The following is a 15,335-nucleotide window of genomic DNA, read 5'->3' as shown; positions in this document are numbered from 1 at the left end:
ATCAAATAAGCGTAATTTTACGGCATGAGTGAATTAGCTGAGTTAAAGAAAAAGATCCCCACCCAGGTGGCGGTCTTGGGTGGAGGAAGCTGGGCTACGGCTTTAGTGAAAATCCTTTCGGAGAATAATGTGAAAATTAAGTGGTGGATCCGCCGGAAGTCGGACGTGGAATTCATCCGTAAATACAATCACAATCCCAGCTATTTGACGGATGTGGCCATCAATCCACGTAAGGTGAAGACCTACAGCAAGATGGTGGATGCCCTAGCAGGTGTGGAATACATCATTCTTGCGGTTCCTGCCGCTTTCATTCCGAGTACTTTAAAGGACTTAAATAAGAAACATTTCGAGGGCAAAAAAGTGGTTTCTGCCATCAAGGGTATGATTCCAGACGAAAATCTGTTGGTAACAGATTGGATGGAGCGCGCCTTTAATTTGCCATTAGGCCAAACCTGTGTCATCGCTGGCCCTTGCCACGCGGAAGAGGTGGCCCTGGAAAAACAGTCGTATTTAACGATTGCTTCGCCAGATTTGAGCTTAGCTCAGTCCTTCTCGAACCTATTGAATAGCCGTTTTTTGCAAGCGCATGCCATCCAGGATTTGTATGGAGTGGAATATTGTGCCGTTATCAAGAACATCGTGGCGATGGCTTGCGGAATAACGCGGGGGTTGGGTTTTGGGGATAACTTCCAGGCTGTACTCGTGAGTAATGCAATGCAAGAGATTAAGATCTTCTTGGATGTCGTTTATCCGGAGAAAAACCGCGATTTGAATAGCTCTGGTTACCTAGGTGATTTACTGGTGACGGCCTATTCGCAGTTTTCGAGAAATAGAACCTTTGGAAATATGATCGGTCGCGGGTATTCCGTGAAGTCCGCTCAGATCGAGATGAACATGATCGCAGAGGGCTATTATGCCGTGCGAAGTATCTACAGCATCTCGCGTCAGCACAACATCAAGTTGCCAATTATCGAGGCGGTTTATAATATCGTGTACGAAAAAGCGAATCCGATGTTAGAAATGAGTAAACTGAAGGGCTTCTTAAAGTAAGAAAGAGCGAATTAATTCGGCTGTTTTTGCCAAAGATTCCGCTGACGGCTTCATCTTCTCCTGCGAGAAATTAATATCCAACATCCGATTCAAGGGTACCAAATGCACGTGTGCATGCGGCACCTCTAAACCAATCACCGCCACTCCTACGCGTTTGCACGGAATCGCCTTCTTGATAGCAGGCGCAATCGTCTGTGCAAACTTCATCAAATCACCTAGTAATTCAGGCTCTAGATCGAAGATGTAATCCACCTCCTGTTTTGGGATCACTAATACGTGACCCTCCACTAAGGGCATCACATCTAAAAAAGCTAGAAAGCAATCGTCCTCTTTGATGAGGTGACAAGGGATTTCTTTGTTGACAATTTTGGTAAATATCGTGCTCATATTAGTCGATGCGTTTCAAATTACATTTCGTGATCGGCTTAATGATCATAGGCACTTTCTCTAATTTTACTGCATCAGAATCAAGGCCAAAGTACTTGTCCTCCGAATGCGTAAACTGCTTCACGAAGAAATAAGCCTTCATCACCATTCGATCTAACAACGGTAATTCATTGTCAAATGAAAGGAATTTCTCCAACACCACGAAACGGAAATCACCGATCACATTTTGCTCGTTCAGGGACTTGTAACGTGACGTAATATCCACCTCTCCACGTGCCACCATTTCCTCTACCACCTTACGGAAGTACAAGTTAATGCGTTGCTCCACTTTAAAACCTAATTTAAAGTTCACCTTGATGATATCATCCGGTTCGATCACGGTCACTTTATATTCCATTGCATACGGATCATCCAAGGTATCTACGTGTACGAACCAGTAGATGTCGGCGCGCTTGGGACGTCTTTGGAAAATGGAATAGATAATCTTGGATTCAATATCGGAAACACGCCCCGCATTCGACATGAAGACTAAGTGCGTCGCATATTTCGGAATCGTTTCGTCCTTACTTAACTCTTTTAATGGCTCGATATAATCAGATAACTTCTCGTATTCGGTTAATTTCTTTTTAATGCGCGTTGCTCTGAACCATATCCACATAATCAAAATAATGACCCCAGCAATAAACAAGGAAACATAACCTCCATGCCAGAACTTCTGTAAGTTCGCTACTAAGAAGGAGACTTCTAGAGAAATATAAACGACAAGGAATAAGACTATCCACCACATGTCTATTTTTCGCATATGTAAATAATAGGCCATCAAGGAAGTCGTCATTAACATGGTCATCGTGATGGCAAGTCCGTACGCCGCTTCCATATTAGCGGATTCTTTAAACCAAAGAACTACACCCACACAACCCATCCATAATAAAATATTGATGGAGGGAACATATAACTGGCCTTTTTGATCCGATGGATAAACCAAACGAACGCGAGGCCATAAGTTCAACCGAATCGCCTCTGAAATCAAAGTGAAAGAACCTGAGATTAAAGCTTGAGAAGCGATAACCGCTGCCGCCGTCGCAATCATAATCCCGGTAAATAAGAATTCGCGAGGCAACAACTCAAAGATAGGTTTGCGTACACCTAACAAATCTCCTTGATGAGCTAACAACCAAGCTCCTTGTCCAAAATACTGCAAAACCAAAGCAATCTTTACAAAAATCCAGCTAACTCTAATATTCTCTTTTCCACAGTGACCTAAGTCAGAATACAAAGCCTCAGCTCCTGTTGTACACAAAAATACCGCTCCAAGGGTCCAGAATCCGGCCGTTCCTGATTGATGAGTAGTCAACAGCTCCCAAGCATACATCGGTGAAAGAGCTCTAAATATAGACCAATCTTGGCCGATCCAAATCAGTCCAGTCAAGGCTAACATCGAAAACCAAACGAGCATGATTGGTCCAAAAAGCTTCCCTACTACTTTCGTTCCAAAGATTTGGAAGATGAAAAGTACTGTCAAAATAACAATCACAATAGGTACCGTATCCGTCACAAAGGGTGTTCCGTCCGCGTGATGCAACATCTTTAATCCTTCAATGGCAGAGGAAACCGAAATGGGTGGTGTAATAATACCATCTGCTAAAAGCGTCGCTCCACCGATGATGGCAGGAAAAGTCAACCACTTCGCATGGCGTCTAACTAACGCAAAAAGGGCAAAGATCCCGCCTTCACCCTTATTATCTGCACGTAAAATTAAAATCACATATTTTAAGGTCGTTTGCAAGGTCAACGTCCAAAAAATACAAGATAAACCACCTAAAACAGTTAATGAATTGATTGGATTATCTCCGATGATTGACTGCATTACATACAAAGGAGAAGTTCCAATGTCCCCGTAAATGATTCCCATTGCTACTAATAAACCGGCAGCAGTGGCTTTACTTTTGTGTTTGTGTTCCATTATTAATCTCTAGGGAGTAAAAGTCTTATCAAACGGCTTTGTTTTGGTTACTAATTAAATGCAAAAAATGCTTAAAATTGTACTATTTCTATCTGTTTTCTTGAAATATTCCAAGAAACGGACGCAAATATAGTTCAATGTTTTAGATATCAAATAGCTTTAGAAAACTTTTCGCGAAAACGCTGACTGCGTGCGAATTAACGCTCATAATAATACCCAAAAATGATATTCATTTCATCTTCTGAGGTCAGACCAAATCCAATATCTTTATTCGTATCATTTACATAGGTTGCAACAGAGGTTAAACCCTCCCCAGCTTGCAACAGGATTGGAGTATCGTAATTAATGACTTTCGGGTGTTCCCAATCCGTATTTTCATAAATAACTTCTCCATCACGAGCGCCACCTTTAATTTTAATTTGGAATAATTTTCCTCTTGCGTGGTAATGAGAAGTCAACGAAACTACTGCCACAGGCTTATCAAATTTAAAATCGCGTGTGATGGTGGTTGTTTTATTCGCAGGTAAATTGAAACCAGTCGCATTAAAATCAATCATTTGTACGACCTGCTTCACCTGATTGGCAGGTACTGTGTAGAGGTTTACATAATTTTCCCCGTACAAATTATCTTTAGTCTTGTTAAAATAATGTGGATTCAAATCAATGGAGGCATTACTTGGGAGTTCAAGCGCCATACCGGCAGGAAATGTGTAATCCGAATTAGGATCGGTGCCTCCACCTAAAAAAATATGATTTGACATTTGAATCACCGTCGTCAGATTCAAGGAGTTGTTTAAATTCCTTAAATCACGAACTTCATTCAGTGCCGGTAAGGAAGTCTTTGATCTAAAGTCATACAGCACCATGTGGTGGCTATTAGCCCTAGATTTCAATTTTATGCGGTTAACATAGATGGGTGCAGCGTTATTAAGTGGCCGACGAACAAAAAGTTCTCTTTCAAAATTAGGCGGTACCACAAAACGGTCGACTTTTAATTGGACTCCTGTTTTACCCTCCTCCGCTGGTGAGGCCAATGGAGCGAAATTCGCATCCTCCACAAAACTTGGCGTTGTATCATCTAGCAAACTAGCATCAGCAACTACACCGGTGGAAGGTGCGCCGGCATCAATCCATCTTTGGACAAATGCTAAGGCTCCTTTACTTAGCGGCTTACCTCCTAAAGGCATTGGCGCACCATAATTAGCTAATCCATGATGACTAATGTCCCAATTTAATTTGTGAAATAATAAACTTTCAATGGAGGCAAATTTTTTAACGCGCAAGATGGAATTCTTAAGTGCAACCGGATTAACGGAGGCAACTCCCACTAAATTTGCGTAGGAACTACCTTTCGCGAGCACTAAACCGTGCTGAGCAAAACCGGCATCTTTATTAGATAAGTGGCATCCCGAAGTAGCGCAACTGGGCGTCAATAATTTGTCTTGTAACAGATCAAAAGAAGAGATAGCCGTTGTTTGTGGCGCAGGTGTAATGGCTGGATCATTTGCCTCTTTCGTACAGGCAAAGGGTAAAGCAGCTAACAATACGATCCATTTTTTCATTGCAAGGAATATTGATCTTGGTTTTCACCTGGTTCGATTTTCAGTACTCTACTTAAAACGAGCAACACTAATTTACGAGATGCTAACCAAATGGGCAAATTACATTTTAGGGCAAATTCAGAAAGGGAAATTTGTTGATTTGCCCGCAAATATTCCATTAACCAGCGTTCTATCTCTCCATAGGCAAAAGAAAGCCCTTCCTCATTCTCTCTCCTCAGAATTTGCTTCATTTCCTTACTCGCTTGTATGGTGCGATCTTTCGCCCGAACATAGCAAATGGGATGCGGAACCGTTTCGAGTTGGACAAAGTGGGGTTTATCCACGCTTTCATATATTTGGTAGACCAAAACTTCCCGACCATTATCTAAGCGAATTCGATAGGTCCGATACGTAAAAGCAGGAAAACAATAGTTGGAGATCGCACGCTCTAATAAGAATTGCTCTTCTTCAGCGAACTTTACTCCCTCAATTACCCCCGCATCGCTAACCCCTACAAAGAGGTGGCCGCCTTCCGTATTTGCAAAAGCGACTAATTCCTTCACGATCTTCTCCGGAAATTTCACCTTCATCTTGAATTCCAGTCGTAGACCTTCACCGTGACGCACTAGATTCTTTAGATTGCGAACATCTAACAAGCTTTCTTCTTCGTCTCCAGAAGGCAAATCCAATAAAATTTCTGAACCAATTCGCATGACACTCGAAGATAGCTAATTATTTTTTTATTTATTAGTATAGTTATTCAATAGACAATGTGTACCTTTGTGTAAATATCGCTTTATGGCACCCGCAAACCTCGAAAAAGAGCTCCTTTCTAGAAACCTCCCGGAACGCATTCAGTTCATTGCTGACTATTTTGCGGGAGAAAAAATCGTCTTTTCTAGCTCTTTCGGGCAAGAAGATCAAGCGATAACGCAGGCCATAGCGAGCACAAAATCGAACATCGAAATCTTTACCCTCGATACCGGTCGTCAATTCCAAGAGTCCTACGAGTTGATGGATTTAACGATAAAAAAATATGGTATCTCCATTCAAACCTTTTTCCCTTCTACACCTGCCGTTGAAAAACTTGTGGCCGAAAAAGGGTTTAACTCCTTCTATACTTCAGTAGAGAACCGAAAAGAGTGCTGTTTTGTTCGAAAAATGGAGCCTTTATCGCGTGCACTACAAGGAGCGAAGGTTTGGATCACCGGATTACGCTCCGAACAATCAGAAAACAGAGCGGACATGCCTATCCTCGAATGGGATGAGAGCCGTCAATTATTCAAGATCAATCCACTGATTGATTGGGATTTTAGCACTTTAGAAAAATACTTAACGGATCACAAGATTCCCCAAAACCCCTTGCACAAAAAAGGGTTCATTTCTATCGGATGCGCGCCGTGTACGCGGGCGATTTCGGAGGGTGAACATCCGCGTGCAGGACGTTGGTGGTGGGAGAATTCACAAAAAGAATGTGGTTTACACGCCTAAGATATGCAGACAATACAAGACAAAATCGGTCATTTTCCTCGCCAGCTAGAGGATGAATCCATTTATATTCTTCGCGAAGTAGCGGCACAATTTGAACGCCCTGCCCTACTTTTCTCGGGAGGAAAGGATTCAATTACCCTTGTTCGTTTAGCCCAAAAGGCTTTCTTCCCAGGTAAAATCCCCTTTCCTTTAGTGCACATCGACACGGGACACAATTTTCCTGAGACGATTGAATTTAGAGATTGGTTAGCGAAAGAAACGGGTGCAGAATTAATCGTGCGCTATGTGCAGGATTCCATCAACCAAGGAAAAGCGAAAGAGGAGTCTGGTAAATATGCTTCACGCAATGTATTGCAAACGGTTACTTTATTAGATACCATCGAGGAATTCAAATTTGATGCCTGTATCGGAGGAGCGAGACGCGATGAGGAGAAGGCGAGAGCGAAGGAGCGGATTTTTTCGGTGCGCGATGATTTTGGACAATGGGATGCGAAACGCCAAAGACCTGAATTATTTGATATGCTCAACGGCCGCATCGCAGTAGGTGAAAACGTACGTGTTTTCCCGATCTCGAACTGGACGGAACTGGATGTTTGGAACTACATCAAAGAAGAAAAAATGGAGATTCCGAGCATCTATTATTCACATCAACGCCAGGTGATTGAGCGGGATGGAATGCTTTGGGCAGATTCTGAATACCTGAATAAGGAGGCAGATGAGATTCCTTTCGAGGCTACCGTACGCTTTAGAACAGTGGGTGATATGACCTGTACAGCGGCGGTTTCTTCAGATGCTACCGATATCGATGTCATCATCGAAGAGATTCTTTCTGCCGAAATATCCGAAAGAGGGGCGCGTATTGACGACAAACGTTCAGAGGCGGCCATGGAAAAGAGAAAGCAACAAGGTTATTTTTAATTCAATCAGAGACAAGAACACATGGATATTTTACGCATAGCTACCGCAGGTTCCGTTGATGATGGAAAAAGCACCTTAATCGGCCGCTTGTTATACGAGACTAATTCGATTACCAAAGATAAAATTGAGGCCCTCGAAAGTGCCTCTAAACGCAAGGGCTTAGACTTTTTAGACCTATCCCTTTTAACCGATGGCTTGATCGCCGAACGCGAGCAAGGAATCACCATCGATGTGGCGCACATTTATTTCTCCACACCTACCCGCAAATACATCATTGCGGATACTCCGGGTCACGTGGAATACACGCGTAACATGGTGACGGGTGCCTCGAACGCGAAGGTTTCCTTAATCCTAGTGGATGCCCGCCAAGGTGTGGTTGAACAAACGGCACGACACTTGTCGATCGCCGCGATGCTACGCATCCCGAAAGTGATCATCTGTGTAAACAAGATGGACCTGGTACAATACCAGGAATCGACATTTAATGCCATCAAAGAAAGTCTATCCGAGTTAGTCGCTCAAACGACTTTCGAAGGACAAGAAATCAGCTTCTTGCCTATTTCTTCTTTGTACGGCCAAAACATCACCCAAAAGGCCAGCGAAATGCCTTGGTTTAGCGGCAATACACTCTTAGGCGAATTAGAGGCCTTCGAATACGCCTCTACTCTAGCGCAGGCGTTAGCTCGTTTCCAGGTTCAATTTGTCGTGAGACCGATGACTGAAGCTTATCACGATTACAGGGGTTATGCAGGAAAAATCAGCTCAGGCGCCTTCAAAGTGGGCGACAGCATTCGCGTCTTGCCTACGGGTCAAGAGAGTAAGATTGCGACGATTGAGAAATTTGACAACAAACTATCGCAGGCTATCGCAGGGGATTCTGTGACTATTACCTTGACGACAGATGTGGATATCTCTCGTGGAAATACGCTTGTATTAGCTTCAGAAGATCAGGCTCCACAATTAAAAGATTTTTCAGCGCAAGTTTGCTGGTTAGATCACACGGCATTGACTCCCGGTAAAACGTATTTATTGCAACACGGAATTAATACAACGAAGGCGAAAATTTCGCAAATCACCGAACGCCTAGACGTGGCGACTCAAACAGCTACAGAAGGTGTCTCGAGTTTGCAACTTAACGAAATTGGTACCATTGCCTTGCGCACGGCACAGCCGATTGCTGCCGATCAATATGCGGCAAATCCGGCCAATGGAGCCTTTATCCTGATCGATGAATTCTCAAATTCAACGGTAGGAGTCGGTTTCGTGAAATAAACTATTGGTATTTTTTAGGGGCGTAGAGGAAGCCAAAAGCCTCTGCGCCTTTTTTTGTATGCACCTCATGGTGCACATAATGCGCTTTCATAATGCGCTTCATGTAGGCTGATCCCGCCTTGTATTTAATCTTGATTCGGCGGTGCACAATGATATCGTGAAAAATAAAATAGAAAATACCGTAGGTTGCGATGCCTAATCCAATCCAAAAAAGCGGCCAATACGCTGGAATTTCAGCTCCCACAATGATGGTTAAAGTAGAGGAGATTCCAAAAACAACCGAAAACAGGTCGTTTTTCTCTAGTTTATTCTTGTGATGTACATGGTGTGACTCGTGCCAATTCCACATAATGCCGTGCATAATGTATTTATGGGTGAACCAAGCCACGCCTTCCATTCCTAAAAAAGTCCCTAACCAAAGTAAAATTCCGACTACCATCATAACGTTATTTGAACCAAAATTACGGCGAATTGTTTTAAAAACCACCCTCACCTTTGGCCTAAATCAATTATCTTTGTAGGCTTATAGAACACATATGATAGATAAGAATTACGCCCCGCAGGAAATTGAGCAAAAATGGTATGCTTACTGGTTAGAAAACAAGCTTTTCGCTTCGAAACCGAACCCAGAGAAAGAGGCATATACGATTGTTATACCTCCTCCTAACGTCACTGGGGTGCTACATATGGGCCATATGCTGAACAATACGATTCAAGATGTCTTGATTCGGAAGGCGCGTATGGAGGGCAAAGAAGCTTGCTGGGTTCCAGGAACGGACCACGCGTCGATTGCCACAGAAGCAAAAGTAGTCGCGATGCTGAAAGAAAAAGGCATAGCTAAGGCCGATATTACTCGCGAGGAATTCCTGAAATATGCCTTCGAATGGAAGGATAAATACGGCGGAATCATTCTCGATCAATTGAAAAAAATAGGCGCCTCATGTGATTGGGATCGTACCCGATTCACCATGGAGCCTTCTCTATATCAAGCGGTTATCGATACGTTTGTTCGTTTATACAACAAAGGTTTAATCTACCGCGGAGTGCGAATGGTGAACTGGGATCCGCAAGGAAAAACGGCTGTATCAGACGAAGAAGTGATTTATAAGGATGTTCAGGCCAAATTATTCCACATCCAATATCCCCTGGTAGATGGCAGCGGTTCAGTAACAATAGCCACGACGCGTCCAGAAAGCATTATGGCGGATGCCGCGATTTGTGTGAATCCAGCGGATGAACGCTACACACATTTACACGGCAAAAAAGTTCGTATCCCGTTAATCGACCGCGAAATCAGCATTATTCCAGATGAATATGTGAGCTTGGATTTTGGAACGGGTTGCTTAAAGGTGACACCTGCTCACGATTTGAATGACTACGAATTAGGTCTAAAACATAAGTTACCCGTTATCGACATCTTGAATGACGATGGAACGTTAAATGAAAAAGCGGTATTATTCGTGGGCGTTGATCGCTTCGAAGCACGCAAACGCATTGTGAAGCAATTAACCGAGGAAGGGTATTTGACTAAAACAGACGAATACAAATCGACCGTGGGAACTTCTGAAAGAACGGGTGCGGTGATCGAACCGAAATTGTCTTTACAATGGTTCATGAAAATGGAGGAGATGGCGAAACCTGCGCTAGACAACGTAATGAATGATAACATCCAATTGCATCCGGCGAAATTTAAGAACACCTACCGTTCTTGGATGGAAAACGTGAGAGATTGGTGTATTTCCCGTCAATTATGGTGGGGCCAACAAATCCCTGCCTTCTATTTAGAAGACGGCACGCTGATTGTAGCGAAAGATAAAAAAGAGGCTCTTCGCATCGCCAGAGACAAATACCAGCTTTATGCCTTAGTAGAGGATGATTTGACACAAGATCCAGATGTTTTGGATACCTGGTTTTCGTCTTGGTTATGGCCTATCTCTGTTTTTGATGGCATCGAAAACCCTGATAATGAAGATATCAAGTACTATTACCCTACAAACGACTTAGTCACGGGACCCGATATTTTATTCTTCTGGGTAGCTCGCATGATCATGGCGGGTTACGAATGGAGAGATGAATTGCCGTTCAAGAATGTGTATTTAACAGGTATTGTTCGCGATAAGCAAGGTCGTAAGATGTCCAAATCGCTAGGCAACTCGCCTGATCCTTTGGAATTAATCGAGCGATTCGGCGCTGATGGCGTCCGCTCTGGTTTATTGTTCTCCGCTCCAGCTGGAAACGACTTATTGTTCGATGAAAAGTTGTGCGAACAAGGACGTAACTTCTCAAATAAAATTTGGAATGCGTTCCGTTTATTGCGCGGTTTAGAAGTAGTTCCAGGTGCCTCCTTACCAGAACACGTGTTAGCGACGGCTTGGTTTGAGTCAAAGTTAAACCAAACCATTATCGACGTTCAAGATCATTTCAGTAAATTCAGAATTTCAGATGCCTTATTAAGCATTTATGAATTAGTATGGGATGATTTCTGCGGTAAATACCTTGAGATCATCAAGCCAGCCTATCAAAGCCCGATTCACGTGGACACCTTACAAGATGCATTAGCTTTATTCGATTCCCTAATGCGATTGATGCATCCATATATGCCATTTATTACGGAAGAAATCTGGCAGGTAATCGATGAGCGTGCGAAGGGAGAGTCGATCTGTAAGGCAGAATTCCCTAGAGCGGGTGTCGTGAACGCTTCATTAATCGCTCAATTCGATGTAGTTTTCGAAGTAGTAACGAAAGTTCGTGAAATCCGTAATTCGAAACAATTATCACCTAAATTAGCTTTATCGCTAAATATCAAAGCCGAAAATAAAGCAGCCTATGCGCCTGTAGAGGCGATTATGATAAAGCTAGCGAATTTAGAATCCATCACTTTTGTGTCTGATGCGGTAGCTGATGCGCAAACCTTCGTGGTGAAAGCAGATCAATTCTTCGTCCCTCTGGCGGATGATGAAGATCCAGCTGTCGTGAAAGCGGAGTCGGAGAAAGAATTAGTGTATCTGTTAGGATTCAAAAAATCAGTCGAAGCAAAATTAGCGAACGAGAAATTCGTGGCGAACGCGAAAGCAGATTTAGTGGAGCGCGAAAGACAGAAATTAGCCGATGCAGAAACGAAGATTCAGTCGCTGCAAGAATTACTAGCTCGTTTAGGATAATGAAGTTTCTATATGCCTTTTTCGTCGGGTTGGCTCTTTTCTCTTGTTCTTCAGAAAAGTCGGAGAGAAGTGCACCAGAGATTCAATGGGATTTCCAAAGAATCGATCGGGATATGGCAGCTGCAAAATCGGAGACTGAAATGGCAGCTTTATTATCGAAGCACCCCGAGATCAGTGTTGGCTATTTCGGTGCAAGTCCTTCAAAGACTCCCTATTTAGCGCAGGATTTGTTTCGACTGTATGCAAACCCGGCCTTGCGAAAGTTCTATGACCAAAGCCAGGAGGCTGGTTTTTTCGGGGGTGATGCCTTGGAAAAAGAATTGAAGCAGGCTTTTACCAAGATTCAACAAGAGTTTCCAGGTGTAAAAACACCTAAGATTAGAACGGTTTTTTCTGGATTTGGCGGTGTAGGTGGAGGAGAATTTACGGCTCAAAATTTGGTCGTTTCTGACTCCTTGATCATCGTGGGTTTGGACTACTTTATGGGGTCTCGCGGTCTATACAAGGCACCTAATGTATATGCATACCAAATGCGCCGTTTGGAACCTAAAGCTTTGGTCGCACAAGTCATCTTACAATATTCTGCTTTTTTAATCAAACAAACGGAGAATGATGCGAGTTTATTAAGCGATATGATTTGGTATGGGAAAGGTTACGTTTTTGCGAAAACGATTTTGCCTAGCGTACCAGATAGTCTCATTTTTGGTTATACGCAGCAGGAAATTGCGGAGACGAATGCCTTCCAAAAAGAAGTTTGGGAACATTTTATCGATCGCAAATTGTTATTCAGTACTGACAAAACGATTAAGGCAAAATACCTGGACGATCGACCAAAAACCACTGAAATCGGTCCCGCCTGCCCAGGCGGCATCGGTCGCTGGTTAGGCTGGCGAATTGTGGATTCCTATTGGAAACAAAAGCCTAAAACAACCTTAGCAAAGATAGTGACCGACCCGGAGGCAAATCGATTATTTCTCGATTCAGGCTACCGCGGCGAAGCAGACAAACAATAAGATGGCAAAAAAACAACACGGTGATATAGGCGGAGGAGTAGATCCAAAAGATGCTGTCAAAGTCAGTAAACAAGGCTTAACCAAGGCTGTGAAAATATTCCGCTTTGTGATTCCTTACAAGTGGACCTTCATAGTAGGAATGGCGTTCTTATTGCTTTCTAACCTAACAACCCTAAGTTTCCCTTTATTGATAGGTGAGATGACGAAGGTCATCGAGGGCAAATCGACTTACAAAATCAACGAAGTTACCCTGTTCTTTTTCGCGGTTTTAATCGTGCAAGCCATCCTCTCTTTCTTCCGCATCTATACATTTGCGCAAGTCTCAGAGAAAGCCATGCGTGATGTGCGTCAGACTTTATACGCTAAAATCATCACCCTTCCCATTTTCCATTTCGAGAAAAGACGCGTAGGAGAATTGATGAGCCGCATTACGTCAGATATTACACAATTGCAAGACGTTTTATCGATTACCCTAGCTGAATTCTTCCGCCAGGTTTTCACCCTTGTTGGTGGTGTGGCATTGATTACCTACATCTCCTGGAAGCTGACTTTGTTCATGTTAGCCACCTTCCCGGTCTTGGTAATTTCAGCAATCGTCTTCGGCAAGTTCATTCGGAAGATTTCCAAAAAAGCCCAGGACGAACTCGCTAATACCAACATTATCGTCGAAGAAACATTGACCTCTATTCAAGCAGTCAAAGCTTTCACAAACGAAAAATACGAGGTAGATCGCTATACCACTTCCTTAAATAAAGTACTAGGAGAGGCTCTAAAAGCAGCTACGCTACGCGGCGGATTTGTCAGTTTTGTGATCTTCGCCTTATTCGGTGGCATCGTGGGAGTCGTTTGGTATGGCGCCGCTTTAGTCGCTCAAGGTGATTTAATCTTAGCAGATCTATTAACCTTCATTTTCTATACGGCGTTCATTGGAGGTTCCGTGGGTGGTTTAGGCGATATTTATGCCCAATTACAGAAGACCATAGGGGCATCTGATCGCATTCTTGAAATTTTAGGTGATCCTTCAGAAATTGATTTAACACATGATTCCTCTACATCTGCGGTCTCCTTCGGGCAAATAAAAGTACAAGATCTCGAGTTCTCCTACCCCTCCCGTCCATCAGTTCAAATCATTAAAGGAATCAACTTTACCATTGAACCCGGCCAAAAAGTAGCCATCGTAGGTACTTCCGGAACAGGTAAATCGACCTTAGCGCAACTATTCATGCGTTTCTACGAACCAAATGCAGGATCCATATCCTTAGGGGATCGTACCATCGCAGACATCGACATCACCGAATGGCGTAAAATGGTCGCCCTTGTACCACAAGAAGTACTTTTATTTGGTGGTACCATCCGCGAAAATATTGCCTATGGTAAACCCGGAGCTACTAAAGAAGAAATAGAATCCGCTGCTGAATTAGCCTACGCCAAAGAATTCGTCGAATCCTTCCCGGAGAAATGGGATACCATGGTAGGTGAACGGGGCGTAAAATTATCAGGTGGCCAAAGACAGCGCATCGCCATCGCTCGTGCCATTCTTAAAAATCCCAAGTTCTTATTATTGGACGAAGCGACCAGTGCCCTTGATTCAGAATCAGAAAAGTGGGTTCAATCAGCTCTAGAAGAACTAATGAAAAACAGAACGAGTTTGATCATCGCACACCGATTATCCACCATTCGTTCTGCTGATTTAATCATTGTGATGGAAGAAGGCAAGATTGTGGAGTCTGGCTCACACGAAGTTTTAATGAAGAAGAAATCCGGCATTTACCAAAACATGGTCAAATTACAAACTGAACACTTAGGCTAAATGAGTTCAAACTATTCTCTTACTGATTTTGATCTACGATCAACCCCTTGCAGAATCGACGTATTGTCTTCTTTTCAAGCCGTTGATTTTGCCTTAAGTCAGGGAGATATCGAACAAAAACTAAGTTCTCAATATGACCGCGTAACCATTTACCGCACACTCAAGACTTTCCTTTCATCAGGATTACTTCACAAAGTTTTAGATGATAACGGAGGAGTAAAATACGCCTTATGTAAAGAATTGTGTCATCAAGGTGATCACAATCACCAGCACGACCACGTACATTTTAAGTGCCATAAATGTGGTCAAACTACTTGCCTGGAGACTGTACACATTCCAACGATTGTTCTTCCTGCTGGATTTGTAAAGCAGGAAAGTAATTTGTTGATTCAGGGGGTGTGTGACAGTTGTCGGTAGTCGGTATCCAGTAATCAGTAGTCAGTAGTCAGTAACCAGTAGTCGGTAGTCAGTGTCTGGTAGTCCTATCTTTACTCTATACTCTCTAATCTCTACTCTATTCCCTGTTTACTGACTACTGATTACTGACTACTGATTACTGTTATGCAAAAAAAAACCGCTCTCCTAGGAGGCGGTTGTTTTTAAATAACTTGGAGCTTACTTACTTTCCCGGGTTTGATCCCAGTATCATCAGCGGTGCGGGGCTTAACTTCTCTGTTCGAGATGGGAAGAGGTGAACACCCGTCCTATCGGCTCCATACTTTTTACAAG

Annotated in this window: 13 protein-coding genes and 1 rRNA gene; 8 read left to right on the top strand and 6 right to left on the bottom strand. The window is 43.1% G+C overall.

The window, feature by feature from the left end; translation table 11 throughout:
• Positions 1-24 precede the first annotated feature (24 nt).
• Positions 25-1,050: an NAD(P)H-dependent glycerol-3-phosphate dehydrogenase gene (locus ACILP5_RS01405; RefSeq protein ID WP_395616861.1), complete on the top strand. Its 1,026-nt coding sequence runs from the start codon at positions 25-27 to the stop codon at positions 1,048-1,050.
• Here ACILP5_RS01405 and ACILP5_RS01400 read toward each other — a convergent pair.
• The 4 genes from ACILP5_RS01400 to ACILP5_RS01385 form a co-directional block, all read right to left on the bottom strand.
• On the bottom strand, positions 1,042-1,437 hold the full coding sequence (locus tag ACILP5_RS01400) for an HIT family protein (RefSeq protein ID WP_395616860.1): 396 nt from the start codon (positions 1,435-1,437) through the stop codon (positions 1,042-1,044). The two genes, ACILP5_RS01405 and ACILP5_RS01400, sit on opposite strands and share 9 nt — an antisense overlap.
• A 1-nt stretch (position 1,438) precedes the next feature.
• Positions 1,439-3,400 (bottom strand): KUP/HAK/KT family potassium transporter, encoded by a 1,962-nt coding sequence (locus ACILP5_RS01395; protein WP_395616859.1) that lies wholly within the window; start codon positions 3,398-3,400, stop codon positions 1,439-1,441.
• Positions 3,401-3,597: 197 nt separating this feature from the next.
• Complete coding sequence (locus tag ACILP5_RS01390; protein WP_395616858.1) at positions 3,598-4,962, bottom strand: hypothetical protein; 1,365 nt, start codon at positions 4,960-4,962, stop codon at positions 3,598-3,600.
• Positions 4,959-5,654, bottom strand: coding sequence for a helix-turn-helix domain-containing protein (locus tag ACILP5_RS01385; protein WP_395616857.1), 696 nt, complete (start codon positions 5,652-5,654; stop codon positions 4,959-4,961). The genes ACILP5_RS01390 and ACILP5_RS01385 overlap by 4 nt, the downstream gene beginning before the upstream one ends.
• Before the next feature lie 85 nt (positions 5,655-5,739).
• Between ACILP5_RS01385 and ACILP5_RS01380 the strand changes: the two genes are divergently transcribed.
• Genes ACILP5_RS01380 through ACILP5_RS01370 form a run of 3 tightly spaced genes read left to right on the top strand, consistent with a single transcriptional unit; the run spans position 5,740 to position 8,622 of the window.
• Positions 5,740-6,432, top strand: a complete 693-nt coding sequence (locus ACILP5_RS01380; protein ID WP_395616856.1) for a phosphoadenylyl-sulfate reductase — start codon at positions 5,740-5,742, stop codon at positions 6,430-6,432.
• A gap of 3 nt (positions 6,433-6,435) precedes the next feature.
• Positions 6,436-7,350, top strand: coding sequence for a sulfate adenylyltransferase subunit CysD (gene cysD, locus ACILP5_RS01375; protein WP_395616855.1), 915 nt, complete (start codon positions 6,436-6,438; stop codon positions 7,348-7,350).
• 21 nt (positions 7,351-7,371) lie between these two features.
• Positions 7,372-8,622: a sulfate adenylyltransferase subunit 1 gene (locus ACILP5_RS01370; RefSeq protein ID WP_395616854.1), complete on the top strand. Its 1,251-nt coding sequence runs from the start codon at positions 7,372-7,374 to the stop codon at positions 8,620-8,622.
• A 1-nt stretch (position 8,623) separates the two neighbouring features.
• Here ACILP5_RS01370 and ACILP5_RS01365 read toward each other — a convergent pair whose 3' ends face one another.
• Entirely contained in the window at positions 8,624-9,061 is a 438-nt protein-coding gene (locus tag ACILP5_RS01365) for a sterol desaturase family protein (protein ID WP_395616970.1), read from the bottom strand.
• A 97-nt stretch (positions 9,062-9,158) separates the two neighbouring features.
• On the opposite strand from ACILP5_RS01365, the gene ACILP5_RS01360 reads away from it, so the two are divergent.
• Genes ACILP5_RS01360 through ACILP5_RS01345 form a run of 4 tightly spaced genes read left to right on the top strand, consistent with a single transcriptional unit; the run spans position 9,159 to position 15,023 of the window.
• Positions 9,159-11,783, top strand: a complete 2,625-nt coding sequence (locus tag ACILP5_RS01360; RefSeq protein ID WP_395616853.1) for a valine--tRNA ligase — start codon at positions 9,159-9,161, stop codon at positions 11,781-11,783.
• Entirely contained in the window at positions 11,783-12,796 is a 1,014-nt protein-coding gene (locus ACILP5_RS01355) for a hypothetical protein (protein WP_395616852.1), read from the top strand. Before ACILP5_RS01360 ends, ACILP5_RS01355 begins: the two co-directional genes overlap by 1 nt.
• Before the next feature lies 1 nt (position 12,797).
• Complete coding sequence (locus ACILP5_RS01350) at positions 12,798-14,606, top strand: ABC transporter ATP-binding protein (protein WP_395616851.1); 1,809 nt, start codon at positions 12,798-12,800, stop codon at positions 14,604-14,606.
• The gene (locus ACILP5_RS01345) at positions 14,607-15,023 is read left to right on the top strand and encodes a Fur family transcriptional regulator (protein WP_395616850.1); all 417 of its coding nucleotides are present in this window, start codon (positions 14,607-14,609) and stop codon (positions 15,021-15,023) included.
• A 189-nt stretch (positions 15,024-15,212) separates the two neighbouring features.
• On the opposite strand, the gene rrf is transcribed toward ACILP5_RS01345, so the two are convergent.
• Positions 15,213-15,324: ribosomal RNA gene (gene rrf, locus ACILP5_RS01340) — 5S ribosomal RNA — on the bottom strand.
• Between the last annotated feature and the right edge of the window lie 11 nt (positions 15,325-15,335).

Origin of the sequence: Aquirufa sp. (assembly GCF_044239315.1) — a bacterium.
GTDB lineage: Bacteria > Bacteroidota > Bacteroidia > Cytophagales > Spirosomataceae > Aquirufa.
This window is presented reverse-complemented; position numbering and strand designations above follow the sequence as displayed.